At 66.1% G+C, this 25,428-nt stretch carries 17 protein-coding genes; 12 read left to right on the forward strand and 5 right to left on the reverse strand.

Going from position 1 to position 25,428, the window contains the following annotated elements:
- The first annotated feature begins 20 nt into the window (after positions 1-20).
- Entirely contained in the window at positions 21-3,203 is a 3,183-nt protein-coding gene (gene ileS, locus B4U45_RS26910) for an isoleucine--tRNA ligase (protein WP_219859556.1), read from the forward strand.
- A gap of 42 nt (positions 3,204-3,245) precedes the next feature.
- Here the strand turns inward: ileS and B4U45_RS26915 are convergent, their stop codons facing one another.
- Positions 3,246-5,435 (reverse strand): arylsulfatase, encoded by a 2,190-nt coding sequence (locus B4U45_RS26915; RefSeq protein WP_241780193.1) that lies wholly within the window; start codon positions 5,433-5,435, stop codon positions 3,246-3,248.
- A gap of 190 nt (positions 5,436-5,625) precedes the next feature.
- Positions 5,626-6,198 carry a class I SAM-dependent methyltransferase gene (locus B4U45_RS26920; protein ID WP_075546140.1) on the reverse strand — a complete coding sequence of 191 codons (573 nt, stop codon included), beginning with the start codon at positions 6,196-6,198 and terminating at the stop codon, positions 5,626-5,628.
- 65 nt (positions 6,199-6,263) lie between these two features.
- Here B4U45_RS26920 and B4U45_RS26925 point away from each other — a divergent pair, with 65 nt between their 5' ends.
- Positions 6,264-7,676 carry a DNA polymerase IV gene (locus tag B4U45_RS26925; protein WP_442789566.1) on the forward strand — a complete coding sequence of 471 codons (1,413 nt, stop codon included), beginning with the start codon at positions 6,264-6,266 and terminating at the stop codon, positions 7,674-7,676.
- Here the strand turns inward: B4U45_RS26925 and B4U45_RS26930 are convergent.
- On the reverse strand, positions 7,641-8,612 hold the full coding sequence (locus B4U45_RS26930; RefSeq protein ID WP_183154995.1) for an asparaginase: 972 nt from the start codon (positions 8,610-8,612) through the stop codon (positions 7,641-7,643). The two genes, B4U45_RS26925 and B4U45_RS26930, sit on opposite strands and share 36 nt — an antisense overlap.
- A 31-nt stretch (positions 8,613-8,643) precedes the next feature.
- Here B4U45_RS26930 and lspA point away from each other — a divergent pair, with 31 nt between their 5' ends.
- The 4 genes from lspA (at position 8,644) to B4U45_RS26950 (ending at position 11,885) form a co-directional block, all read left to right on the forward strand.
- On the forward strand, positions 8,644-9,276 hold the full coding sequence (gene lspA, locus B4U45_RS26935) for a signal peptidase II (protein WP_089024977.1): 633 nt from the start codon (positions 8,644-8,646) through the stop codon (positions 9,274-9,276).
- A complete protein-coding gene (locus B4U45_RS26940; RefSeq protein WP_075546142.1) occupies positions 9,276-10,202 on the forward strand; it encodes an RluA family pseudouridine synthase in 927 nt (308 codons plus the stop codon). Before lspA ends, B4U45_RS26940 begins: the two co-directional genes overlap by 1 nt.
- 83 nt (positions 10,203-10,285) lie before the next feature.
- Positions 10,286-10,666 carry a YciI family protein gene (locus tag B4U45_RS26945; protein ID WP_075546143.1) on the forward strand — a complete coding sequence of 127 codons (381 nt, stop codon included), beginning with the start codon at positions 10,286-10,288 and terminating at the stop codon, positions 10,664-10,666.
- 1 nt (position 10,667) lies between these two features.
- The gene (locus B4U45_RS26950) at positions 10,668-11,885 is read left to right on the forward strand and encodes an RNA polymerase sigma factor (protein ID WP_241780194.1); all 1,218 of its coding nucleotides are present in this window, start codon (positions 10,668-10,670) and stop codon (positions 11,883-11,885) included.
- A gap of 35 nt (positions 11,886-11,920) precedes the next feature.
- On the opposite strand, the gene B4U45_RS26955 is transcribed toward B4U45_RS26950, so the two are convergent.
- Positions 11,921-12,331, reverse strand: coding sequence for a group I truncated hemoglobin (locus B4U45_RS26955; protein WP_075546144.1), 411 nt, complete (start codon positions 12,329-12,331; stop codon positions 11,921-11,923).
- 227 nt (positions 12,332-12,558) lie between these two features.
- On the opposite strand from B4U45_RS26955, the gene B4U45_RS26960 reads away from it, so the two are divergent.
- The 4 genes from B4U45_RS26960 to dnaE all read left to right on the forward strand — a co-directional run bounded on the left by B4U45_RS26960 (position 12,559) and on the right by dnaE (position 18,981).
- Complete coding sequence (locus B4U45_RS26960) at positions 12,559-13,575, forward strand: SDR family NAD(P)-dependent oxidoreductase (RefSeq protein ID WP_075546145.1); 1,017 nt, start codon at positions 12,559-12,561, stop codon at positions 13,573-13,575.
- 4 nt (positions 13,576-13,579) lie between these two features.
- Positions 13,580-14,383 (forward strand): SDR family NAD(P)-dependent oxidoreductase, encoded by an 804-nt coding sequence (locus B4U45_RS26965; RefSeq protein WP_075546146.1) that lies wholly within the window; start codon positions 13,580-13,582, stop codon positions 14,381-14,383.
- Between the two features lie 547 nt (positions 14,384-14,930).
- Entirely contained in the window at positions 14,931-15,362 is a 432-nt protein-coding gene (locus tag B4U45_RS26970; protein ID WP_075546147.1) for a type II toxin-antitoxin system Rv0910 family toxin, read from the forward strand.
- A gap of 67 nt (positions 15,363-15,429) precedes the next feature.
- On the forward strand, positions 15,430-18,981 hold the full coding sequence (dnaE, locus tag B4U45_RS26975) for a DNA polymerase III subunit alpha (RefSeq protein ID WP_075546148.1): 3,552 nt from the start codon (positions 15,430-15,432) through the stop codon (positions 18,979-18,981).
- Positions 18,982-18,988: 7 nt separating this feature from the next.
- Here dnaE and B4U45_RS26980 read toward each other — a convergent pair whose 3' ends face one another.
- Positions 18,989-21,403 carry a glycosyltransferase gene (locus B4U45_RS26980; protein WP_122526437.1) on the reverse strand — a complete coding sequence of 805 codons (2,415 nt, stop codon included), beginning with the start codon at positions 21,401-21,403 and terminating at the stop codon, positions 18,989-18,991.
- 297 nt (positions 21,404-21,700) lie between these two features.
- Between B4U45_RS26980 and fadD11 the strand changes: the two genes are divergently transcribed.
- Both fadD11 and B4U45_RS26990 read left to right on the forward strand, forming a co-directional pair.
- Positions 21,701-23,545, forward strand: a complete 1,845-nt coding sequence (fadD11, locus tag B4U45_RS26985; protein ID WP_075546150.1) for a fatty acid--CoA ligase FadD11 — start codon at positions 21,701-21,703, stop codon at positions 23,543-23,545.
- Entirely contained in the window at positions 23,542-25,425 is a 1,884-nt protein-coding gene (locus B4U45_RS26990; protein ID WP_116671223.1) for a lysophospholipid acyltransferase, read from the forward strand. Before fadD11 ends, B4U45_RS26990 begins: the two co-directional genes overlap by 4 nt.
- The last annotated feature ends 3 nt before the right edge of the window (positions 25,426-25,428 follow it).

Genomic DNA, 25,428 nt, shown 5'->3' on the forward strand with positions numbered 1-25,428 from the left:
CAAGCGACACAGGAGACGGCATGACCGACAGCGCCTACCCGCGCAGCGACCTGGGCGCCGACCACCGTGGTGGCTCTCCGGACTTTCCCGCGATGGAAGACCAGGTCCTCGGGTATTGGGCCGGCGACGACACCTTCCGCGCCAGTATCGCCCGCCGCGACGGTGCCCCGGAATACGTGTTCTACGACGGGCCCCCCTTCGCCAACGGCCTGCCGCACTACGGGCATTTACTGACCGGCTATGTCAAGGACATCGTGCCGCGGTACCGAACCATGCGCGGTTATAAGGTGGAGCGCCGCTTCGGTTGGGACACCCACGGGTTGCCCGCCGAACTCGAGGTCGAGCGCCAGCTGGGCATCACCGACAAATCGCAGATCGACGCAATGGGGATCGCCGCGTTCAACGATGCCTGCCGGGCTTCGGTGTTGCGCTACACCGACGAGTGGCAGGCATATGTGACCCGGCAGGCTCGCTGGGTCGATTTCGACAACGACTACAAGACGCTTGATCTGTCGTATATGGAATCGGTGATCTGGGCGTTCAAACAGCTCTGGGACAAGGGCCTGGCATACGAGGGCTACCGGGTGCTGCCCTACTGCTGGCGCGACGAAACCCCGTTATCCAATCACGAACTGCGGATGGATGACGACGTGTACCAAAGCCGTCAGGACCCCGCGATCACGCTGGGATTCAAAGTGCCGGGTGGCCAAGCACTTACAGAGCTGGCCGGCGCATTCCTGTTGGTATGGACCACGACACCATGGACGCTCCCGTCGAACCTGGCCGTCGCCGTCCATCCTGACGTGACGTATGTCCAGGTCAGGGCCGGTGATCGGCGCTTCGTGCTGGCCGAGGCACGGCTGCCTGCCTACGCTCGAGAGCTCGGCGAAGAGCCCGAGGTTGTGGGCATCTATCGCGGAGCCGACCTACTGGACCTGCACTACTTGCCGCCGTTTACATACTTTATGGACTCTGCCAATGCCTTTCGCGTACTTTCGGGCGAATTTGTGACCACTGAAGAGGGCACCGGCATCGTCCATATGGCCCCGGCATATGGGGAAGACGACATGGCGGTCGCGGAGGTGGCCGGCATCGCGCCGGTAACCCCGGTCGATGCCAAGGGCCGCTTCGACGACACCATTGCCGACTACCAGGGGCAGCATGTGTTCGACGCCAACGCCCAGATCATCCATGACTTGAAGAAACAAAGTGGTCCGGCGGCGGCGAGCGGCGCCGTGTTGATCCGCCACGAATCCTACGAACACCCTTACCCACATTGCTGGCGCTGTCGTAATCCGTTGATCTACCGCGCGGTGTCGTCCTGGTTCGTCACAGTGACGGAATTCCGGGACCGCATGGTCGAACTCAACCAGCAGATCAGCTGGTATCCCGAACACGTCAAAGACGGCCAGTTCGGGAAGTGGCTGCAGGGTGCCCGCGATTGGTCTATCTCGCGAAACCGCTACTGGGGCACCCCGATTCCGGTGTGGAAGTCCGACGACCCGGCGTACCCGAGAATCGACGTCTACGGCAGCCTGGACGAGCTGCAGCGCGACTTCGGGGTGCGGCCGGACAATTTGCACCGGCCCTATATCGACGAGCTCACCCGGCCCAATCCCGACGATCCCACCGGCAAAAGCACGATGCGGCGCATCCCGGACGTGCTCGACGTGTGGTTCGACTCGGGCTCCATGCCCTACGCCCAGGTGCACTACCCGTTCGAAAACCGTGACTGGTTCGACGGAGTCGATTGCGCCGACTCCGGCAAGAGGGTCGATGCCCATTACCCCGGGGACTTCATCGTCGAGTACATCGGACAGACCCGTGGCTGGTTTTACACGCTGCACGTGCTGGCGACTGCGCTGTTCGACCGGCCCGCGTTCAAAACGTGTGTGGCGCACGGGATCGTACTGGGTTCCGACGGCCAGAAAATGAGCAAGTCGCTGCGCAACTACCCCGACGTCAACGAGGTGTTTCACCGGGACGGCTCCGACGCGATGCGCTGGTTCTTGATGGCCTCGCCGATCCTGCGCGGCGGCAACCTGATTGTCACCGAACAGGGGATCCGTGACGGGGTGCGGCAGGTATTACGGCCGTTGTGGAATGCCTACAGCTTCTTGGCCCTGTATGCGCCGAAAGTGGGTATCTGGCGTACCGATTCACGCCATGTACTGGATCGCTACATCCTGGCCAAGCTGGCGGTGCTGCGCGACGACCTCACCGGGTCGATGGAGGTGTGCGACCTCTCCGGAGCCTGCGAGCAGCTTCGGCTGTTCACCGAGGCGCTGACGAATTGGTATGTGCGGCGGTCACGGTTGCGATTCTGGGAAGAAGATGCCGACGCCATCGACACCCTGCACACCGTGTTGGAGGTCACCGCCAGACTGGCTGCGCCGTTGCTGCCGTTGATGACCGAGGTGATCTGGCGCGCGGTGACGGGTGAGCGCTCGGTTCCCCTGACGGACTGGCCGCGAGCCGATGCGGTGCCCGCCGACGCCGGCCTGGTGGCGGCGATGGATCAGGTCCGCGAAGTGTGCTCGGCCGCGTCGTCGCTGCGCAAGGCCAAAAAGCTGCGGGTGCGCCTGCCGCTGCCGAAACTGACTGTGGCAGTCGATGATCCGCAACGACTACAGCCGTTCATCGAGCTGATCGCCGATGAGCTCAACGTCAAACAGGTCGAGCTCACCGACGACATCGACACCTACGGGCGGTTCGAGCTGACCGTCAACGCCAGGGTGGCCGGGCCGCGACTGGGCAAGGACGTGCAAGCGGCGATCAAGGCGGTCAAGGCCGGCGACGGCGTCGTCAATTCCGACGGCACCTTGACGGCAGGACCGGCGGTGCTGCAACCGGAGGAATACAGCTCACGGCTGGTGGCCGCCGATCCGGAGTCCACCGCGGCACTGCCCGGCGGTGCCGGGCTGGTGGTGCTCGACGGCACGGTGACCCCGGAATTGGAGGCCGAGGGCTGGGCCAAAGACCGCATCCGGGAACTGCAAGAGCTGCGCAAGTCGACCGGGCTGGACGTGTCCGACCGGATCAGCGTGGTGATATCGGTGCCTGCCGAGCGTCAGGCCTGGGCGCAGACCCACCGCGATCTCATTGCCGGCGAAATCCTGGCCACCAGTTTCGAATTCGGCGACCCGGCCGGCGGCGTCGATATCGGCGACGGGGTACGAGTCGCGATCGCCAAGGCCGGCTAACGGCGGGTGCCCAACGGCGGGGGACAGCCGGCCGCCGGCGTGTCACCGAAGCTGGATCGTCACCTCCTTGATGGTGGCGTTGAACGGGAAGGTGCCCTCGTAGGTGTCGGCGGCCGGGGTGCCGCCGTCGAGCCCGATATCGAGTCCTTCGTCGGCGCTGAACCCCAGTGGAACCGTCCGCTCGATGCGAGATTCAGCTGCCTGGCACCCGTTTACCAGGAGTCGCGCGACGCCGCCTTTGCCTAAACCTCCACCGTCATAGTCGAATTCGACTGCGACGGTCGAGTTTCCCGCGGGCAGGGGCGTTGCCGCGGCGATGGTCGTGTACTTGGACCCGAAATAGTTGTAGGTGAACTTGGCCAGTCCATTCTGTACGTAGAGGGCTAGGCCGGCGAAGTAACCGCCGGCCGCCAGGACAACACCGTCGACGGTGTCGCCACCGGGAGTGTCCAGTTCGGCGGTAATCGAGTAGGACCGGTTGAAGGCGCACCGAATGATGTCCTCAGGCATTCGGATTGATCCTTGCCCCAACGAAATCGAGGTTCGCTGGCCCAGAACGGTCGGCCGCGCACCGATCGCCCGTGCGGGGCCGCGGTCGTCGAGGGGAAAGACATGGTTTTTTTCGGCTTCAGCGTCGAATAGTGCCTTCAACTCGGCAAGCCGATGCGGGTGCTGGGCGGACAGATCAACGGCTTGACTGTAGTCCCGCGACAGGTCGTAGAGTTCCCAGCGGTCGTCGGAGAAGGCGGGCATCGCTGAACCCGGTTGCCACTGGATCTTGCCGTGATAGGTGCAGGCCATCCAGTCGTCGTGATAGATCCCACGGATGCCCTTGATCTCGAAGTACTGGGTGCGGCGCCGGTCGGGGGCGGCCGCGTCGTCGAAGGTATAGGCCAGGCTGATGCCGTCGTAGGGCTGCTGTGGCACGCCGTTGACCGTTGTGGGCGCTGGAATTCCGGCGGCTTCCAGGATCGTCGGGGCGATGTCGATGACATGGTGGAACTGCGAGCGCAGCCCGCCGCGGTCGTTGATGCGTTGCGGCCAGGTCACAATCATCGGATTGCGGGTGCCACCGAAATGACTGGCGAACTGCTTGGTGAACTGGAACGGGGTGCACATCGCCCAGGCGAAGCCGACCGGATATTCGTTGCTGGCCTTGGGCCCGCCGAAATCGTCGATCCTCGACAGGACGATCTCGGGGTCTTCTTGGAGGCCGTTCAACGTCACCATCTCATTGAAGACACCGGTGATCCCGCCGGCGGCAGCTGCGCCGTTGTCACCGATGATGTAGACGAACATCGTGTTGTCCCAGACGCTCATGTCCTTGAGCGCGGTGACGATCCGGCCGATCTCGTGATCGGTATGGGCAAGGAATCCGGCGTACACCTCCATAAGCCGTGATGCGATGCGCTGCTGCTCTTCTGACATCGTGTCCCAGGCGGGTATCGATTCGTGGCGTGGAGTCAACGCGGCGTCTGCGGGGATCACGCCCAGTTCCTGCTGCCGGGAATAGATTTCCTCACGCAGCTGGTCCCAGCCCGCGGCGAATCGGCCGCGAAAAGGTTCGCTCCATTCCGGCGCCACGTGGTGCGGTGCGTGGGTGGCGCCGGGCGCCCAGTAGACGAAGAACGGTCGGTCGGGCGACATGGCCTGTTGCCGATGTACCCATTCGATCATCCGATCCGCGAGGTCGGTCGTAAGGTGGTAGTTCTCAACGTCTTCGGGACGTTCGATCGGCGTCGTGCCGTGATACAGGCCGGGATTGTATTGGTGGGCTTCGCCGCCCATGAAGCCATAGAACTCTTCGAAACCCATACCGGTTGGCCACCTGTCGAAGGGTCCGGCCGGACTTACCTCCCATACCGGGGTGTTGTGCCATTTGCCGAATGCTGCTGTGCTGTAGCCGTTTTGGCGCAGGGTCTCGGCGATGGTGGCGGCAGACTTCGGGATTATGCTGTTGTAGCCGTCGTACCCGGTGGCCCATTCGGTGATGTTGCCCGTGTTGACCGCGTGATGATTCCGGCCGGTCAACAGTGCGGCGCGAGTGGGGGAGCACAAGGCGGTCGTGTGAAACCGGTTGTACCGCAGCCCTTCCCGTGCCAGCGCGTCGCCGGTTGGCGTCGGCACCGGGCCGCCGAAGGTCGCCGTGGCGCCGAATCCGACGTCGTCGAGAAGGACGATCACCACATTCGGCGCGTTCTGTGGTGGGCGGATGGGAGTGATAGTAGGCATTGTCGACTCGGAAACCGTTCGACCGGCCTTTCCCCCCGTCGGTGTGTCCGGCAACGGAAGCCGGGTCCGATCGACGGTGCTGGTCGGGTCGTGTGTCACGGGTTTCCTCCACTCGGGTTGGGATTGGCCGGTGCTGTGGGTCCGGTAGCGACAAGGGCCGCCGAACGATCTCGAGCGCTTGTTACTGACGTCACGCCGCGGGTTTGATCGCCCGCCAGCGTTGCCTGCGGGCGCGAACCTCAACATCGACATCGCGAAAACCCGCTGTGCGCAAGCGATCCGGCAAGGTCGTTGGCGGGATTGGGTTGCAGGTGTCGCGCAGGTGCAACAAGCTGAACGCCAGCGACGGCACGCCGTCGCTGCCGGCGAATACGCCGCCCGGGCGCAGTACCCGGAAGGCTTCAGCGAACAGCCGGTTTTGCAGGTTGACGGTCGGCACGTGGTGCAGCATGGTGAACGACACCACGGAGCTGAACTCGTCCGCGGGCAGTCTGGTGGCGGTGCCGTCGCCGATGATGATGCGTGCCCGGTCTCCGTACAGTTCCTGCAGCCGCTGCGCCAGCGGGGCGTCGATCTCGACAGCGGTCAGGTTCGGCGTCTTGTCGACCAGGACCCGAAGAAATGCGCCGTATCCGGGTCCTATCTCGAGGGTGTTGTCGCCCAGGTCCACCTCGGCGAGCACCCATGGCAAGACCTGGCTTTCAACTTCCCTGGCCCAGCGGTCGGAGTTGCAGCACAACCGGTGAACCAGATTCATCGCCATACCGACTGACGTTAGACGACCGACGCTACCGACGGTTCCGGCAGCCGTGAATAGCATTGCCCGTTGTGGAGTCCCGTTGGGTGCTGCACCTGGACATGGACGCGTTCTTTGCCTCGGTCGAACAACTCACCCGTCCTACCCTCCGGGGCCGGCCCGTATTGGTGGGTGGCCTCGGCGGGCGCGGTGTCGTCGCCGGCGCCAGCTACGAGGCGCGGGTTTTCGGCGCCCGCTCGGCCATGCCGATGCACCAGGCCCGCCGGCTGATCGGCGTCACGGCGGTGGTGTTGCCGCCGCGCGGTGTGGTGTACGGGGTGGCCAGCCGCCGGGTATTCGAGACCGTGCGCAACCTGGTTCCCGTCGTCGAGCAGCTGTCTTTCGACGAGGCCTTCGGGGAACCGCCCCAATTGGGCGCGGCCGCGGCCGAGGACGTCGAGACGTTCTGTGAAGTCTTGCGGCGACGGGTGCGTGAGGAGACCGGACTGGTTGCCTCGGTCGGGGCGGGCTCGGGCAAGCAGATCGCCAAGATCGCTTCCGGTCTGGCCAAGCCCGACGGCATTCGAGTGGTCCGCCGGGAGGAAGAACAGCGGCTGCTCCATGGCTTGCCGGTGCGGCGGTTGTGGGGAATCGGCCCGGTTGCCGAGGAGAAGCTGCATCGACTCGGCATCGAGACCGTGGGCCAGCTGGCCGCATTGACCGACGTCGAGGTGGCCAACATCCTCGGCGCGACCGTCGGGCCCGCACTGCACCGGCTGGCCCGCGGTATCGACGACCGGCCCGTTGCCGAGCGAGCCGAAGCCAAGCAGCTCAGCGCCGAATCCACTTTCGCCGCCGACCTGACCACCCTCGACCAGCTGCGTGAGGCTATCGACCCGATCGCCGAACACGCGTATCAACGCCTGCTGCGCGACGGCCGCGGAGCTCGCACCGTCACCGTGAAGCTGAAGAAGGCCGACATGAGCACGCTGACCCGTTCGGCGACAATGCCCTACGCGACCACCGAAGCGGGAGCGCTGATCGCGGTGGCCCGGCGGCTGCTGCTTGACCCCGTTGAGATCGGGCCGATTCGCCTTCTCGGCGTTGGTTTTTCGGGGCTCAGCGAGGTGCAGCAGGAGTCGCTGTTTCCCGACTTGGACCTGTCACCGGATACGGCCGAGGAAGCCCAGCACGACTTCCCGACAATACGGGCCGCGCAATTCGGCGGACCGGACAGCGCCGGATGGCGCATCGGCGACGACGTAGCCCACCCGGAACTCGGGCACGGCTGGGTGCAGGGGGCCGGCCACGGCGTGGTCACCGTCCGGTTCGAGACTCGCCGTTCAGGTCCGGGCCCGGCGCGGACCTTTCCCATCGATACCGGCGAGCTCGCCGTCGCCAACCCGGTCGACAGCCTGGACTGGCTGGACTACGTCGGCCGGCTACGGGTCGACGAGCCGACCGGCCTCTCAGCCCCAGCGGTCAACGAGCTCGGCGACCGGTAGCCCGGCCGCCAGCGCGGCCATCAACAACACCCGGGCCTGCGACGGTGGCAGTCGTGGCACCATCACCGCACCGGCGTCCACCAGGTCATGTCCGGGGCCGTAGCCGGCGCCCACCCGCGCGCCGGCAACCCGGGTCGAGACCGCGACCACCACCCCTTCGCCGCGATGGCGGCGCACTGCGTCGATCACCGCCGACCCGGCATTTCCCGAACCCAATGCCTCCAGCACGATGGCCCGGGCGCCGGCGGCCACACACGCGTCCAACGCAACGGCATCACTTCCCGGATAGACCGCGACGATATCGACCCGCGGCGCCTCGGCGGCGCGCAGTTCACCGAGGTACGGGCGTGTTTTGGCCCGGATGATCGTCACCGTTTCGGTGACGGTTCCGAGCAGTTCGCCGGCGAACCCGCTCAGGTCGTCGGCGGCCACCTTGCGCAGGCCCAGCGGTTGCAGCACCCGGCCCGCGAAACACACCAGCACGCCCTGGTCGCGGGCTGTCGCGTCGGCCGCCAGCGTCAGCGCGTCGCGCAGATTGACCGGACCGTCCGCGTCGGCGGCGTCGGCGCTGCGCATGGCCCCGGTGATGACCACCGGGATGTCGCCGGAGTAGGTGAGGTCCAGCCAGAGCGCGGTTTCTTCCAGGGTGTCGGTGCCGTGCGTGATGACGACACCGGCCGCACCGCCATCAACGGCCGCTTGGACCGCGGCGCGGATGCGATCCCAATCGGCCGGCGTCAACAGCGAACTGTCGAGTGCCATCAGGTCCACGACATCGATGTCGAGGTCTGCGCCGGCGGCCGCGGTCAGTTCTGCCCCGCCGCGCGACGGACGGCGCACTCCGTCGGCGCCGGTGCTGGTGGCGATGGTCCCTCCGGTAGTGATCACGCTGAGGCGGCTCATGCTGAGATCATCCCGGATGCCGGGCACCGCCATCCGCATGTGGGCGCAGTCACTGGACTAGGGGATGATGGTGTTCGTGCCTGACGCCGATCCGCCTACTACGGCGGGAGATACCGGGGAGCCCGAGGTTTCCGCGCAGCCGGCTCCGAGGCGGCTGCGCCTGCTGCTATCGGTCGCGGCGATCGTGCTGGCCCTGGACATCGTCACCAAGGTGCTGGCCGTCAAGCTGTTGCCTCCCGGCCAGCCGGTTTCGATTATCGGCGACACCGTGACGTGGACGTTGGTGCGCAATTCCGGTGCCGCGTTCTCCATGGCGACCGGCTACACCTGGGTACTGACGCTGATCGCGACGGGCGTCGTCGTGGGCATCTTCTGGATGGGACGGCGGCTGGTGTCACCCTGGTGGGCGCTGGGGCTGGGAATGATTCTGGGCGGCGCGATGGGAAATCTGGTAGATCGCTTCTTCCGGGCACCCGGGCCGCTTCGGGGACATGTCGTCGACTTCTTGTCGGTCGGCTGGTGGCCGGTGTTCAATGTCGCCGACCCGTCGGTGGTCGGTGGCGCGATCCTGCTGGTGGTCCTGTCGATCCTGGGCTTCGATTTCGACTCGGTAGGCCGGCGCCGACCCGACCGTGCCACACCCAGTCGGGGCAAGGCCGACGGGGAAACCGGCCGGCGCAAGGCCGATCAGCACTGATGGCGGACCGCTCGATGCCCGTCCCGGAGGGATTGGCGGGCCTGCGCGTCGATGCCGGGCTGGCCCGTCTGCTCGGACTTTCCCGCAGCGCCGTGGCGGCCATCGCCGAGGGCGGCGGCGTGCACCTGGACGGCGTACCGGCCGGCAAGTCCGACCGGCTGGCGCCGGGAGCATGGCTGCAGGTTCGGCTGCCCGAGGCGCCGTCACCGCTGGAAAACACACCCGTCGACATCGAAGGCATGACGATTCTGTATTCCGACGACGACATCGTCGCCGTCGACAAACCGGCGGCTGTCGCCGCACACGCATCGGCGGGCTGGACCGGTCCCACGGTGCTCGGCGGACTTGCCGCGGCGGGCTACCGCATCACCACATCCGGTGTGCACGAGCGGCAGGGCATTGTGCATCGCCTCGACGTCGGCACCTCCGGTGTGATGGTGGTGGCGCTGTCGGAACGGGCGTACACCGTGCTGAAGCGGGCATTCAAGCACCGCACCGTCGAGAAGCGGTATCACGCTCTGGTGCAGGGACACCCCGATCCGTCCAGCGGGACAATCGACGCGCCGATCGGCCGCCACCCCGGCCCCGAATGGAAGTTCGCGGTCACCACGAACGGCCGCCACAGCGTGACCCACTACGACACCATCGAGGCTTTTGTCGCCGCCAGCCTGCTCGACGTCGAGCTGGAGACCGGACGCACTCACCAGATACGGGTGCATTTCGCCGCGCTGCGCCATCCGTGCTGCGGCGACCTGGTGTACGGAGCCGACCCCAAGCTGGCGAAAAGACTTGGCCTGGAACGGCAATGGCTGCACGCCCGGTCGCTGGCCTTCGCTCATCCGGCCGATGGCCGCCGGATCGAAATCGTCAGCCCCTACCCGCCGGATCTTCAGCACGCGTTGGATGTGTTACGCGCCGAGGGGTGACCGCGGGCTTAGTGCGGGTGTCGATTTGATGGCGCGTCGATCGTCATACCGGTGGCACCATCGAGTCGGAAAGGAACACCGTCATGCAGTACTGCCTACTCATGCACTATCAGGAGGGCGGCGAGATCGGGCTGAGTGAGCAAGACATGGCCCCCGCGCGGGCGGCGTTCGCGAAGTATGCCGACGACCTCGACGCCGCGGGCGTGCTGATCGCAACCCAGGTGCTGCAGCCCGCCGACGCGTCCACCACCTTCACCGCGCGCAACGGTGTCCCGCAGATTCAGGACGGGCCGTTCGCCGACACCAAAGAACGGCTCGGTGGGGTGTTCGTCATCAAGGTGCCCGACCTCGATGCGGCCTTGGTGTGGGCGCGGCGATGCCCCGCAGCCGAGTGGGGATCGGTCGAAATCCGGTCTGTCGCAGTCACTTACGCTCGCGGTAAGGGCTGGTACCAGCCTGAGTGAGGTGCAGGCTCGGCTCACCGGGCTGGTTCGCGAGTCCTACGGCCGGTTGTTGGCGCTGCTGGCCGCGCCAACCGGCGATATCGCCGGGGCCGAGGACGCCCTGGCCGACGCCTTGGAGCGCGCACTCATCCGATGGCCGGCCGAGGGCATACCGGCCAACCCGGACGGTTGGGTGCTCACCGTGGCCCGCAACCGGCTGCGCGACCGGTGGAAATCGCACGGTTACCGCTTGACCGGTACGCTCGACGAAACTGGTTGTGCCGCAGGCGAACCCTTCGATGACCCGGAGGCGATCCCGGATCGCCGCCTGGAGCTGATGCTGGTGTGCGCGCATCCGGCGATCGCAGCCAACTGCCGCACACCACTGATGCTGCAGACCGTCCTCGGCATCGACGCGGCCGCAATCGCCCGGGCGTTCTCGCTTCCGGCCGCAACCATGGCGCAGCGACTGGTTCGCGCCAAGCGCCGGATTCGCGACGCGCGCATTCCCTTCGTGGTACCGGCCCGCGCCGGCCTCGACGAGCGGCTGCCCGCGGTTCTGGAGGCGGTATACGGCGCGGTTGCCATCGACTGGCAGGTGCAACCATTCGGTGAACCGATTAAATGCCTGTCCGCCGAGGGGCTGCATCTGGCATTGCTGCTGGCCGACCTATTGCCCGACGAGCCCGAGGTGCTGGGCCTGGCCGCGCTGCTGTGCCTGTCGGAGTCGCGTCGCGCCGCGCGGCGCACGAGCCGGGGCGAATTCGTGCCGCTCGACGAACAAGACAACCGGCTGTGGGATCAGGCGATGATCGCACGCGGCGAGGCGTTGCTGCATCGAGCTCACCGCATCGGCCGTCCCGGGCGCTACCAGTACGAGGCGGCAATCCAGTCGGCTCACTGTGCCCGCGCACACGGCGGTCAGGTCGATTGGGAGTCGCTGCGCACGCTGCATCGCGCGCTGCTGCGGATCGCACCGTCGTTGGGGGCCTCGGTGGCGCTGGCGGTGGTGGACGCTGAGCTCGACGGCCCGGACGCAGGGCTCAGCGCGCTCGATGCGATTGCCGACCCGGCGGTCGAGCGGTTTCAGCCGGCCTGGGCGGCGCGCGCCCATCTGCTGGTCACAACCGGTCGTCGCGCAGCGGCGGCCACGGCCTACCGCGCGGCCATCGACCTGAGCACCGACGCCGGCGTCGTCGCATACCTGCAGCGGCGACTCGCGGCGGTGGCTCGGCGCTGACCTTTCATCGCTGGGTTGCCACGTTTCGGGCCGGCTCAGACGCTGACAGTGGTGCTGTCGCCCGTCGCGACGTCGGCGGCCAGCGGCGAGATCGTTTTCAGGATTTCGGTGATCGTCTCACCGGGGACGCCGGCCGCGGCCAACGCGTCGCCCAAATGCCCGGCCACCAGCGTGAAGTGGTGCATGCTGATGCCACGGCCCTGATGCACCTGCTTCATCGGCGCACCGGTATAGGGCTCCGGCCCGCCCAGAGCCGCGGCAAAGAATTCCGTCTGTTTGCCCTTGAGACGGCTCATATTCGTTCCGGTGAAGAAGCCGGCGAGTTGGACGTCGGCGAGCACCCGGGCGTAGAAATCCTCGACGACGACCTCGATCGCCTGGTATCCGCCGATCTGGTCGTAGATGGTGATCGGCGCGCGTTTGCGGAAACGTGACAGTAGTCCCATCCCGTCAGGGGAACACGTCGGCGTTGCCTGGCCGTTAGGGACCGATCACGCCCGGATTATCAGCTGTAACAAGTCGATTGCTGTCGAACGCCGACGCGTCCCGCGGTTCGGCCAGGCGCCTGGCGGACTCGCATGCCGACGGGTTGGTCCCGGTCATTGACCGATGCCCTAGGTTTGCTTCATGACCAGTGCCACATCCACCACACCGCCATCAGGAGCGACGACCGATGAATCTTGGTGACTTAGCGAACCTCGTTGAGAAGCCGTTCGCGACGGTGTCCAACATCGTCAACACGCCGAACTCCGCCGGGCGATATCGGCCCTTCTATCTGAGGAATCTGCTCGACGCCGTGCAGGGCCGGACACTGCGCGACGCGGTTGAGGGCAAGATCGTCCTCATCACCGGCGGGTCGTCGGGCATCGGCGAGGCGGCCGCGAAGAAGATCGCCGAAGCCGGGGGCGCGGTGGTACTGGTGGCGCGCACGCGGGAGAACCTGGAAAAGGTCGCCGAAGATATCCGTGGCAATGGCGGGGCGGCGCACGTGTACCCGTGCGATCTGTCCGACATGGACGCCATCGCCACGATGGCCGACCAGGTGCTCGCCGATCTGGGACGGGTCGACATCCTGATCAACAACGCGGGGAGGTCGATTCGGCGCTCGCTGGAGCTGTCCTATGACCGGATTCACGACTACCAGCGGACCATGCAGCTGAACTATCTGGGTGCGGTCCAGCTCATCCTCAAGTTCATTCCCGGCATGCGGGAGCGCAAGTTCGGGCAGATCATCAACGTGTCGTCGGTCGGGGTGCAGACTCGGGCACCGCGCTTCGGCGCCTACATCGCCAGCAAGGCCGCTTTGGACAGCCTGTGCGATGCGCTGCAAGCCGAGACGGTCAGCGACAACGTGCGGTTCACCACCGTGCATATGGCACTGGTGCGAACGCCGATGATCAGCCCGACCACGATCTACGACAAATTCCCCACGTTGACCCCGGATCAGGCGGCCGGTGTGATCACCGACGCGATCGTGCACCGGCCGCGACGGGCAAGCTCGCCATTCGGCCAGTTCGCGGCTGTGGCCGACGCCGTCAACCCGGCTGTCATGGACCGGGTACGCAACCGGGCGTTCAGCATGTTCCGGGATTCCGCAGCGGCCAAGGGCGGCGAAACTCCAACGGACACATCAGAACTCGATAAGAGAAGCGAAACGTTCGTCCAGGCGACCCGAGGGATACATTGGTGACAACATGAGTCTTCCCAAACCGAACAAGCAGGCCACCGTCGTCATCACCGGCGCTTCTTCCGGCATCGGAGTCGAACTGGCTCGCGGTCTGGCCCGCCGCGGCTTTCCGCTGATGCTGGTCGCGCGGCGCCGCGAGCGCCTCGAGGAACTCGCCGATCAATTGCGCGGGGAGTTCTCGGTCGAGGTCGAGGTTTTGCCGCTCGATCTGGCCGATGCGCAAGCCAGAGCGCAGCTGGCCGATCGCCTGGGCGCCGACGAGATCGCCGGTCTGTGCAACAGCGCGGGCTTCGGCACCAGCGGCCGCTTCTACGAGCTGTCCCCGGAACGCGAAAGCGAGCAGGTCACACTCAACGCGCTGGCCCTCATGGAACTCACCCGCGCAGCACTGCCCGGCATGGTGGACCGCGGCGCCGGAGCGGTGCTCAACATCGCATCGATCGCCGGGTTCCAGCCGATTCCGTTCATGGCGGTGTACTCGGCATCCAAGGCCTTTGTGCTGACCTTTTCCGAAGCAGTCCACGAGGAACTGCACGGCACCGGTGTGTCGGTGACGGCGTTGTGTCCGGGGCCGGTGCCTACCGAGTGGGCCGAGATCGCCAGCGCCGAGCGGTTCAGCATTCCCATCGCGCAAGTGTCGCCGCGTGACGTGGCCGAAGCCGCGATCGCCGGGATGCTGGCCGGTAAGCGCACCGTGGTGCCGGGCGCGGTGCCCAAGTTGGTCAGCACCGGCGGCAGATTCGCACCGCGTACCCTGTTGCTGCCCGCGATCAGGATCGGCAACCGGCTGCGCGGGGGGCCCGGTAGCTAGGCCGGCTCGGTCTCACCGGTCGCATCTGTCGCTGAACGGGTAGGCATGCGATTTGCCCACCTCCGCGCGACAACTGGCAGCCGTGGATGTTGCGCGCGCTGCCGGGTTGTCGCTCACAGCGGTCATGGGGCTGCGCCCGATGTGGGGAGAAGGAAATCGCGTGCCGGTGGGGGTTGGGGCGGCGCCTGGCGGCGTCGAGTGTGCCGTGGGGGGTTCTCGGGTGTGCGTCGGCGGCGCCGAGCGTGTGCTGGCAGCGTCGAGTGTGCTTCTGTGGCGTCGAGTGTGCGTCTGTGGCTTCGACATTGCCTACAGGGCGGTGATCGGGCAATTCTTACGCCCTCGACGCACACTCGACGCCACAGACGCACACTCGACACCACACGGCAAGAAGGGGATCCATTGCGGGCGGCGACTTCTGTGGCGGATGTGACCACGCCTTGACCGGAAGGCATGATCCGACAGCTTGACGGGTCCACGTGTCCGCCCAGGTGCGCCACCCCGCGGGCGGCGGCCCGGCCCGCATCGTGGCCACGGTTAGGCTCATCCGATGGCTTCTGTTGAGATGACCGCCGACGTTCCGATCACCCCCCACGACACCTGGGAACACGTCTCCAATCTGTCGGAGTTGGGCGATTGGCTGGTGATCCACGAGGGATGGCGCAGCGAGCTGCCGGACGAACTGAGCGAGGGCGTCGAAATCGTGGGGGTGGCCCGGGCCAAGGGCATGCGCAACCGGGTCACGTGGACGGTGACCAAATGGGACCCGCCGCACGAACTCGCGCTGTCCGGCTCCGGGAAGGGCGGCGCCAAATACGGCGTTACCCTCACGGTCACGCCGACCAAGGACGGGTCCAGCCTCGGCTTGCGCCTCGAGCTGGGCGGTCGTGCGTTGTTCGGGCCGGTGGGTTCGGCGGCGGCCCGAGCCGTCAAGGGCGACGTGGAAAAGTCGCTGCAGCAGTTCGTCGAGCTGTATGCCTAACGACCACAAGACACACTCTGCGACACGCCCGAAAGCCGTCGGTGCTCAGTCATAGACTGGCGTCCCTATGAGCGGTTCATCTTCGCGGTCCTTCGTGCACCTGCATAACCACACCGAGTACTCGATGCTGGACGGTGCCGCGAAGATCACTCCCATGCTGGCCGAGGTCGAGCGGCTGCAGATGCCGGCGATCGGGATGACCGACCACGGAAACATGTTCGGCGCCAGCGAGTTCTACAACTCGGCAACACAGGCCGGGATCAAACCGATCATCGGCGTCGAGGCGTATATCGCGCCCGCTTCTCGTTTTGATACCAGGCGCATCTTCTGGGGCGACCCGAGCCAGAAGGCCGACGACATCTCGGGAAGCGGCTCCTACACCCACTTGACGATGATGGCCGAGAACGCCACCGGCCTGCGCAACCTGTTCAAGCTGTCATCGCTGGCATCCTTCGAGGGCCAGCTGAGCAAGTGGTCGCGCATGGATGCCGAGCTCATCGCCGAGCACGCCGAAGGAATCATCATCACCACCGGCTGTCCCTCGGGTGAGGTGCAGACCCGCCTTCGCCTCGGCCAGGAGCGTGAGGCGCTGGAGGCGGCGGCCAGATGGCGCGAGATCGTCGGGCCGGACAACTACTTCCTCGAGCTGATGGATCACGGGCTGACCATCGAACGGCGGGTCCGCGAGGGACTGCTCCACATCGGCCGCACCCTCAACATTCCACCGCTGGCCACCAACGACTGCCACTACGTGACCCGCGACGCGGCCCACAACCACGAAGCGCTGCTGTGCGTCCAAACCGGCAAGACCCTGTCGGACCCCAATCGTTTCAAGTTCGACGGCGACGGCTACTACCTCAAGTCCGCCGCCGAAATGCGACAGATCTGGGACGACGAGGTCCCCGGCGCCTGCGACTCCACGCTGCTGATCGCCGAACGCGTGCAGTCCTACGCCGACGTGTGGACTCCGCGTGACCGGATGCCGGTCTTCCCGGTTCCCGACGGCCACGACCCCGCGTCCTGGCTGCGCCAGGAGGTGGCCGCCGGGCTGCGCCGACGGTTCCCCGACGGACCGCCCGAGGGCTACGTCACCCGCGCGGACTACGAGATCGATGTGATTTGCGCCAAGGGTTTTCCGTCCTACTTCTTGATCGTCGCCGACTTGATCGGCTACGCGAAGTCGGTGGGCATCCGCGTCGGACCCGGCCGCGGCTCCGCCGCCGGCTCCCTGGTCGCCTACGCCCTGGGTATCACCGACATCGACCCGATACCGCACGGTCTGCTGTTCGAGCGGTTCCTCAACCCCGAGCGCACGTCGATGCCCGATATCGATATCGACTTCGACGACCGCCGACGTGGTGAGATGGTGCGCTACACCGCCGACAAGTGGGGCCACGACCGGGTAGCCCAAGTGATCACCTTCGGCACCATCAAAACCAAAGCGGCACTGAAGGACTCGGCCAGAATCCACTACGGCCAACCCGGCTTCGCGATTGCCGACCGGATCACCAAGGCGCTGCCGCCGGCCATCATGGCCAAGGACATTCCGCTGTCGGGCATCACCGATCCGGCCCACGAGCGATACAAGGAAGCCGCCGAGGTCCGCGGCCTGATCGAAACCGACCCGGACGTCCGCACCATCTACCAGACCGCGCTCGGCCTGGAAGGCCTGATCCGCAACGCCGGCGTGCACGCTTGTGCGGTCATCATGAGCAGCGAGCCGCTGACCGAGGCCATCCCGCTGTGGAAGCGGCCGCAGGACGGGGCCATCATCACCGGCTGGGACTACCCGTCGTGTGAGGCGATCGGCCTGTTGAAGATGGACTTCCTGGGTCTGCGCAACCTGACGATCATCGGCGACGCGATCGACAACATCAAGGCCAACAAGGGAATTGATCTCGACCTGGAATCGGTGTCGTTGGACGACAAACCCACCTATGAGCTACTGGGCCGCGGCGACACCCTGGGTGTGTTCCAGCTCGACGGCGGGCCGATGCGCGACCTGCTGCGCCGCATGCAGCCCACGGGTTTCGAAGACATCGTCGCGGTGCTCGCCTTGTATCGGCCCGGCCCGATGGGGCAGAACGCGCACAACGACTACGCCGACCGCAAGAACGGCCGGCAGGCGATCAAGCCGATCCACCCGGAGCTTGCGGAACCCCTCGAGGAGGTCCTGGCCGAGACCTACGGCCTGATCGTCTACCAAGAGCAGATCATGCGCATCGCGCAGAAAGTGGCCGGTTATTCGCTGGCCCGAGCCGATATTCTGCGCAAGGCGATGGGCAAGAAGAAGCGCGAAGTGCTCGACAAGGAGTATGAAGGCTTCTCACAGGGCATGCAGGCCAACGGATTCTCCTCCGGCGCCATCAAGGCGCTGTGGGACACCATCCTGCCGTTCGCCGACTACGCGTTCAACAAATCGCACGCCGCGGGCTACGGGCTGGTCTCCTACTGGACGGCCTACCTCAAGGCCAACTACCCGGCCGAATACATGGCCGGCCTGCTGACCTCGGTGGGCGACGACAAAGACAAGGCCGCCGTCTATCTGGCCGACTGCCGCAAGCTGGGCATCACCGTCTTGCCGCCGGACGTCAACGAGTCGGGGCTGAACTTCGCGTCGGTGGGCGAGGACATCCGCTACGGCCTGGGCGCGGTACGCAACGTCGGCGCCAACGTCGTAGGTTCGCTGATCCAAACCCGTAACGACAAAGGCAAATTCACCGACTTCTCGGACTATCTGAACAAGATCGACATCTCGGCGTGCAACAAGAAGGTCACCGAGTCGTTGATCAAAGCGGGGGCGTTCGACTCGTTGGGCCATGCTCGCAAGGGTCTTTTCCTGGTCCACACCGATGCGGTGGACTCGGTGCTGGGCACCAAGAAGGCCGAGGCGATGGGGCAGTTCGACCTGTTCGGCGGCAACGACGACGGGACCGGCAGCGCGGACCCCGTGTTCACCATCAAGGTCCCCGACGACGAGTGGGAGGACAAGCACAAGCTGGCCCTGGAACGGGAGATGCTGGGCCTGTACGTGTCCGGGCATCCGCTCAACGGGGTGGCACACCTGCTGGCCGGTCAGGTCGATACCGCCATTCCGGCGATCCTGGACGGTGATGTGCCCAACGACGCCCAGGTGCGGGTGGGCGGCATTCTGGCGTCGGTCAACCGACGGGTCAATAAGAACGGAATGCCTTGGGCCTCAGCGCAATTGGAAGACCTCACCGGTGGAATCGAGGTGATGTTCTTCCCGCACACCTATTCCAGCTACGGCGCCGACATCGCCGACGACGCCGTGGTGCTGGTCAACGCCAAGGTCGCGATCCGTGACGACCGGGTTTCGTTGATCGCCAATGAGCTTGTGGTGCCCGACTTTTCCAACGCGCAGGCGCAGCGGCCGCTGGCCGTCAGCCTGCCTACCCGGCAGTGCACCTTCGACAAGGTGAGTGCGCTCAAGCAGGTGCTGGCGCGTCATCCCGGCACCTCGCAGGTGCACTTGCGGCTCATCAGCGGGGACCGGATCACCACGCTGGAGCTCGATCAGTCGCTGCGGGTGACGCCCTCGCCGGCATTGATGGGGGACCTCAAGGAGCTGCTCGGTCCGGGGTGCCTGGGCGGTTAGGGCTTAGTTAGCAGCCGGATCGCAGCGCGAAAAGTTCCGGATGGACCATGTCCAACGGCCCGGTCATGGCGGGCCATCCGTGCTCCTGGGCGACCTCGTCGGTGGCGTAGACGAGCACGTTCTGCCGATACCACCACTCGCACCGGGTGTCCCACCACAACCGGCCGCGGAGCAGATCGTAGGGCCGATAGCCGTGGGTGGCGAACAGCGCCGCCCAGAAGCTCGGCCACCTCTCGTTGATGTGTCCGGTCCCACCCTGGCCGGGGACTGCTGCTGAGAAGACGATCACGTCGCCGTGTCGACACAGGCTGTCGACGAGCGTCTCGGCGGCCTCCGGCCGCAGGTGCTCGGCCACTTCCAGGCAGGTGACCAGGTCGAATCGACGACCCAGGTCCAGCGGGGTGGTCAGGTCATGGTCGATGAAGCGGTCCGCGGGAATGCACAGCTGAGCGCGCGGGACATAATCGCCGTCCACTCCGATGGCGTCGACGCCGTTGTCCAGCCAGGTCGCGACCCAACCGCCTACCCCACAGCCAACGTCGAGGACCGAGCTGGGCCGGGTCAGCGCGGCCAACATTGGCACCATCACCATGGCGGAGGCGGACGATCCCGCGGCCTGCCCGTCGTAGAACGCCGGTGTGTACAGCGTGGCTTCGCTACCGTCGCCGGCGATGCAGAGCACCTCGTCGAGGCTGGCGGTGCGCATCCCTGCCGCCCTTGCCCGCTGCCCGAGTTCGGCGATCGAGTCGATAACACCAGCCCGGTCCAGTCGTGCGGTGTCGAACATCGCCGGGCCGTGCGCGGTCTCCTTGGTGAGCAGGTATCGCCCGGCCTCGGGTGTTCGGCGCACCGCCTGCTCTGGTGCGCTGGCGCTGGTCAGCTTGACCGCATCGGCGAGGTTGAGGCCCACCTGATACACCAGCGGTTCGGCTTCGAGCACCGCCGTGAGGCGGGTGATCAGGTTTTCGGGTGCGAAGAATCGCCAGCCCTGGCCCAGGTGTAGCCACAACCGTGCGTCGATCTGAGCGCGGATTTGCCCGAGCTGAGCGCCGTTGCGAACGACTTCGAGGAATTCGTAACGCTGGCATAGTGTTTGGCGATCCGGGCCGGACAGGCCGGCATCGATGACCAGGAAGCGTCCGATCCGCGAGACGTCGGTGCAGCAGCGCAGAAATGAGTTCAGTGTGTGCTCGGTGGCAGCCAGATCCGGCCCGGCGATCAGGCTGACGACCGCCCCGGCGTGGGGTTGGCCCGGGCGCGGCAGGGACGCCAGTAGCGGGGGATCGGGGTAGGCGGACGCTGCCTCGATCATCGTCGGCGCGCAGATGTCGCGATTTTGCGCGATCCGTTGGCGTTCGTTCTCCGGGATGTCGGATCGGGCCAGCACACGCCGCCACAGCGTGAACGCCTCGGCGTGCTTGCCGATCCAGGACGCGCACACCGCTTGTTCGTCGGCTATCCGCCAGTTGTAGATGTCGGCGCGGACAAACAACATGTCCTGGTCGGGAAACGGGATCTCGGCGGCACGCTTGGCGAACTCGTAGCCGAGCTGGTAGCACCCATCGGTGCGGTAGCGGGCGGCGATCGCAAACAACGGCTCGGCTCGGGTCGGCCGAAACTCCCACGCCCGCAGGTAGGCGTCGCGCACGTCAGGCCACGGTTCGTTGAGCTCGCCCATCGACACCGCGACCCGCCACAACGCGTAGTAGGTCTCCTCCTCCCAGCCGCCCATCTCGGCTCGGCGCGCATACCACGTGCGCGCGTTGGCGAAATCGCCAAGGTCGTAGTAGCTCTGGGCCAAATAGAAGACCGACCGCGCGTCCGCGGGGTTGCGTTCAACTTCGGCCAGCAACAGATCACGGTCGCGTCCATACTTCTGCCCAGACAAGTTGCGGGCACCGCGTTGACGATCTTCGACGTGGTATTGGCCCTCCAGGCGCGCCTCCACGCAGTGGTCGAAGTCCCACATCGGGGCCTCGTGAGTGACGCCCACCCACCGCACCCGCACCCCGTCGCGGAACAACTGCGAGCGATAGTAGCCGTGGGCATTGCACAGGTAGCGCACCCAGTAGACGTCGGCGCCCAGGCCCGCGAAATCGGGTGTGCCCACCAGCAAGTCGTCGGCGTCGACCACCCAGACGTAGTCGCCATGGCCCTGGGCCAGAGCCAGCGCCTCGGTGCGGTTGTCGCCGAAGTTGCGCCACGGGCGTTCGTACAGCTCACCGGGAATGCCGAGCCGGGCCATGTGGTCGCGAATGAGGTCCTGAGTCCCGTCGTCGGAGCCGGTGTCCACGATCACCCATGAGCCGATGTAGGGCGCCACGGAGTCGAGCGCCTCGGCGACGATGTGTGCCTCGTTTCGCACGATCATGTTGAGGCAGATCGCCGGCCGCTCCGAGTGCTCTGCCCCTGGGTCGGACACCGCAAAATCGTACCCAGCGATCGCGCGTCGGATTGCCGATATGTGCGGCCGGGACAGACCTCGACCAGCCACTCCGGCCGCGGCGACTGGGGCGCTCGATCCGGGGATGGTCAGTCACACCCGGCTTCTATCTCCCAGATACCTTGATGGCCAACAGAATCCGTCCCGCCCACAGCTCAACCTGGGGTGCGGGCGCCAGGCGCGGGCTTCCATGCCCGGCGATCACCGACGTACGCTCACCGATGTGAGCGGGCAGCGCTGATTCGCACACGATGAAGCCGCGAAGGAGAGGGACGGATGACCACGACCGAGCGCCCGGCCACCATGTGCCAGGCTTTTCAGCAAACCGCGGCCGTCGACCCGGATGCGGTGGGACTGCGGACCCCCGGTGGCGCTCAGACGCTGACCTGGCGCGAGTACGCGGACCAGGTGCGCCGCGTTGCCGCCGGCCTTGCGGGTCTGGGGGTCGGGCGCGGCGACACGGTTTCGCTGATGATGGCCAACCGCATCGAGTTCTATCCGCTGGAAGTGGGCGCCCAACACGTTGGCGCCACGTCGTTTTCGGTCTACAACACGCTGCCCGCCGAGCAGCTGACCTACGTGTTCGACAACGCCGGCACCAAGGTGGTGCTCTGCGAGGAGCGATACGTCGACCGCATCCGGGCCAGCGGCGCGCCGATCGAGCACATCGTCTGTATCGATGGTTCACCGGAAGACACGCTCTCGGTGGATGACCTGTACGCGGCCGCGCTCGGCGACTTCGACTTCGAGGCGGCCTGGCGCGCGGTCCGGCCCGACGACGTCGTCACCCTCATCTACACATCCGGAACCACCGGAAACCCCAAGGGTGTAGAGATGACGCACACCAATCTGCTGTTCGAGGGCTACGCCATCGATGAGGTGCTCGGCATCGAGTTCGGTGACCGGGTCACGTCGTTTCTGCCGTCGGCGCATATCGCCGACCGGATGACCGCGCTGTACCTCCAGGAGATGTTCGGCACCCAGGTCACGGTGGTTTCCGACGGTCGCGCCATCGCGGCGGCGTTGCCCGACGTGCGGCCCACCGTGTGGGGTGCGGTACCCCGGGTATGGGAAAAGCTCAAAGCCGGAATCGAATTCACGGTCAGCCACGAGACCGACGAGATGAAGCGACAGGCACTGCAGTGGGCGATGTCGGTGGCCGCCAGACGCGCCGAAGCGGTGCTCGCCGGCATGCCGATCCCCGATGAGGTCGCGACCGAATGGGCCAGGGCCGACGAGCTGGTCTTGTCGAAGCTTCGCGAGCGGCTCGGTTTCGGGGAGCTTCGGTGGGCGATCTCGGGCGCCGCGCCCATCCCGAAGGAGACCCTGGGTTTCTTCGCCGGCATCGGCATCCCGATCGCCGAGATTTGGGGGATGTCCGAGCTGAGCTGCGCGGCCACCGCGTGTCACCCCCGCGACGCGCGGCTGGGCAGCGTCGGCAAGCTGCTGCCCGGGCTGGAGGGCAGGATCGCCGACGACGGCGAATATCTGGTCCGCGGCCCGCTGGTGATGAAGGGTTACCGCAAGGAGCCGGAGAAGACCGCGGCGGCCATTGATGCCGACGGTTGGCTGCACACCGGCGACATTTTCGACGTCGACGAGCACGGCTACCTGCGGGTGGTCGACCGCAAGAAGGAGTTGATCATCAATGCGGCCGGAAAGAACATGTCGCCGGCCAACATTGAGAACACCATCCTGGCAGCCTGCCCGATGATCGGCGTGATGATGGCGATCGGTGACGGGCGCCCTTACAACACCGCGCTGCTGGTTTTCGATGCCGACTCGGTCGGTCCGTACGCCGCCCAGCACGGGCTGGCCGACGCCTCGCCCGCTACCCTGGCCGCCGACCCCGAGGTGATCGCCCGGATCGCGGCCGGCGTGGCCGAGGGCAACGCCAAACTCTCCCGGGTAGAGCAGATCAAGCGCTTCCGGGTACTGCCCACCGTGTGGGAGCCCGGCGGTGACGAGATCACGCTGACCATGAAGCTCAAGCGGCGCCCGATCCTTGCCAAGTACGCCGCCGAGATCGAGGAACTCTACGCGGCCGAGCCGGGGCCGGACGTCCACGAACCGGCCGGCTCGGAGTCCGCACGACCGGCATCGCTGGGGGTGCGGCGGTGACGGCGCGCGAAGCGGGTCGGGTTGCGGTGCGAAAGCTGCTGCAGCGCACCGGAATTATCGACGAATCGATCACACCGCTGTCGACCGACCCGGCGGAGGTCGTCCAGTTGCTGGGTACGCCGTGGTACGACGACCGGCTGGCCAGGCTGGCCAACGAACTCGGGCGTGATCCGGACAGCGTGCGCGCCGAAGCCGCGGGCTACCTGCGGGAGATGGCGGCCTCGCTCGACGAGCGGGCCGTGGAGGCGTGGCGGGGTTTCAGTCGCTGGCTTATGCGGGCCTACGACGTGCTCGTCGACGAGGACCAGATCGCCTCACTGCGCAAGCTGGATCGCAGGGCGACCCTGGCGTTCGCCTTCTCGCATCGCTCGTACTTGGACGGCTTACTGCTGCCCGAGGTGATCCTGGCCAATCGGCTGTCAGCGGCGCTGACCTTCGGCGGCGCAAACCTGAACTTCTTCCCGATGGGTGCGTGGGCCAAACGCACCGGGGCCATCTTCATCCGGCGCCAGACCAAAGACATTCCCGTTTATCGGTTCGTGCTGCGCGCCTACGCCGCACAGCTGGTGCAAAACCATGCCAACCTCACCTGGTCGATCGAGGGCGGCCGGACCCGGACTGGCAAACTACGCCCTCCGGTGTTCGGGATCTTGCGCTACATCGCCGACGCCGTCGACGAAATCGACGGTCCGGAAGTGTATTTGGTGCCGACATCCATCGTGTACGACCAGCTGCACGAGGTTGAGGCCATGACCACCGAGGCCTACGGTGCGGTGAAACCACCGGAAGACTTGCGCTTCCTGATCCGGCTCGCGCGCCAGCAGGGTGAACGGCTCGGCCGCGCCTACCTGGACTTCGGCGAGCCGCTGCCGTTGCGCAAACGCCTCGAGGAGTTGCGGGCCGACGAATCGGGGACCGGGACCGAGATCGAACGCATCGCCCTCGACGTGGAGCACCGCATCAATCGTGCCACGCCGGTGACCCCCACGGCGGTGGTCAGTCTGGCGCTGCTGGGCGCCGACCGCTCGCTATCCATCAGCGAGGTGCTGGCCACGGTGCAACCGCTGGCCAGCTACATCTCGGCGCGCCACTGGTCGGTGGCCGGCGCGGCGGACCTGACGAACCGCTCGACGATCCGCTGGACCCTGCACCAAATGGTGGCGTCGGGGGTGGTTCGCGTCTACGAGGCCGGCACCGAAGCGGTCTGGGGCATCGGTGAGGACCAGCACCTCGTCGCCGCGTTCTATCGCAACACCGCAATCCATATCTTTGTCGACCGTGCCATCGCGGAGATGGCATTGCTGGCGGCCGCAGAGATCGCCGAAGGTTCCGCTGAAGGTTCGGTGTTGCCGGCGACCGTGCGCGACGAGGCGCTGCGCCTTCGCGAGCTGCTGAAGTTCGAGTTCCTGTTCTCGGCGCGTGCGCAATTCGAGAAGGACCTCGCCGACGAAGTACGGCTGATCGGGCCGGTGGAAGACACCACCAAGGCGGCCACCGCGGAGCAGGTGCGGCGGCTGCTGGAGTCGGCCGATCTGCTGCTGGCGCATCTGGTGTTGCGGCCGTTCCTGGACGCCTACCACATCGTCGCCGATCGGCTGGCTGCCTGCGAAGACGTCATATTCGACGAGCAGGCGTTTCTTGCCGAGTGTCTGCAGGTGGGAAAGCAGTGGGAATTGCAGCGCAGAATCGCCAACGCCGAGTCGCGGTCGATGGAGCTTTTCAAGACCGCACTTCGGCTGGCTCGCCATCGTGAGCTGGTGGATGAGGCCGGCTATTCCGACGCCCAGGACATCGCCCAACGGCGGCGTGAATTCGCTGACGAGATTGCGACCGCAATAAAAAGGGTGAACACGATCGCCGAGTTGGCCAGAACGCGGTGAACC

Origin of the sequence: Mycobacterium persicum (genome assembly GCF_002086915.1) — a bacterium.
Lineage (GTDB): Bacteria > Actinomycetota > Actinomycetes > Mycobacteriales > Mycobacteriaceae > Mycobacterium > Mycobacterium persicum.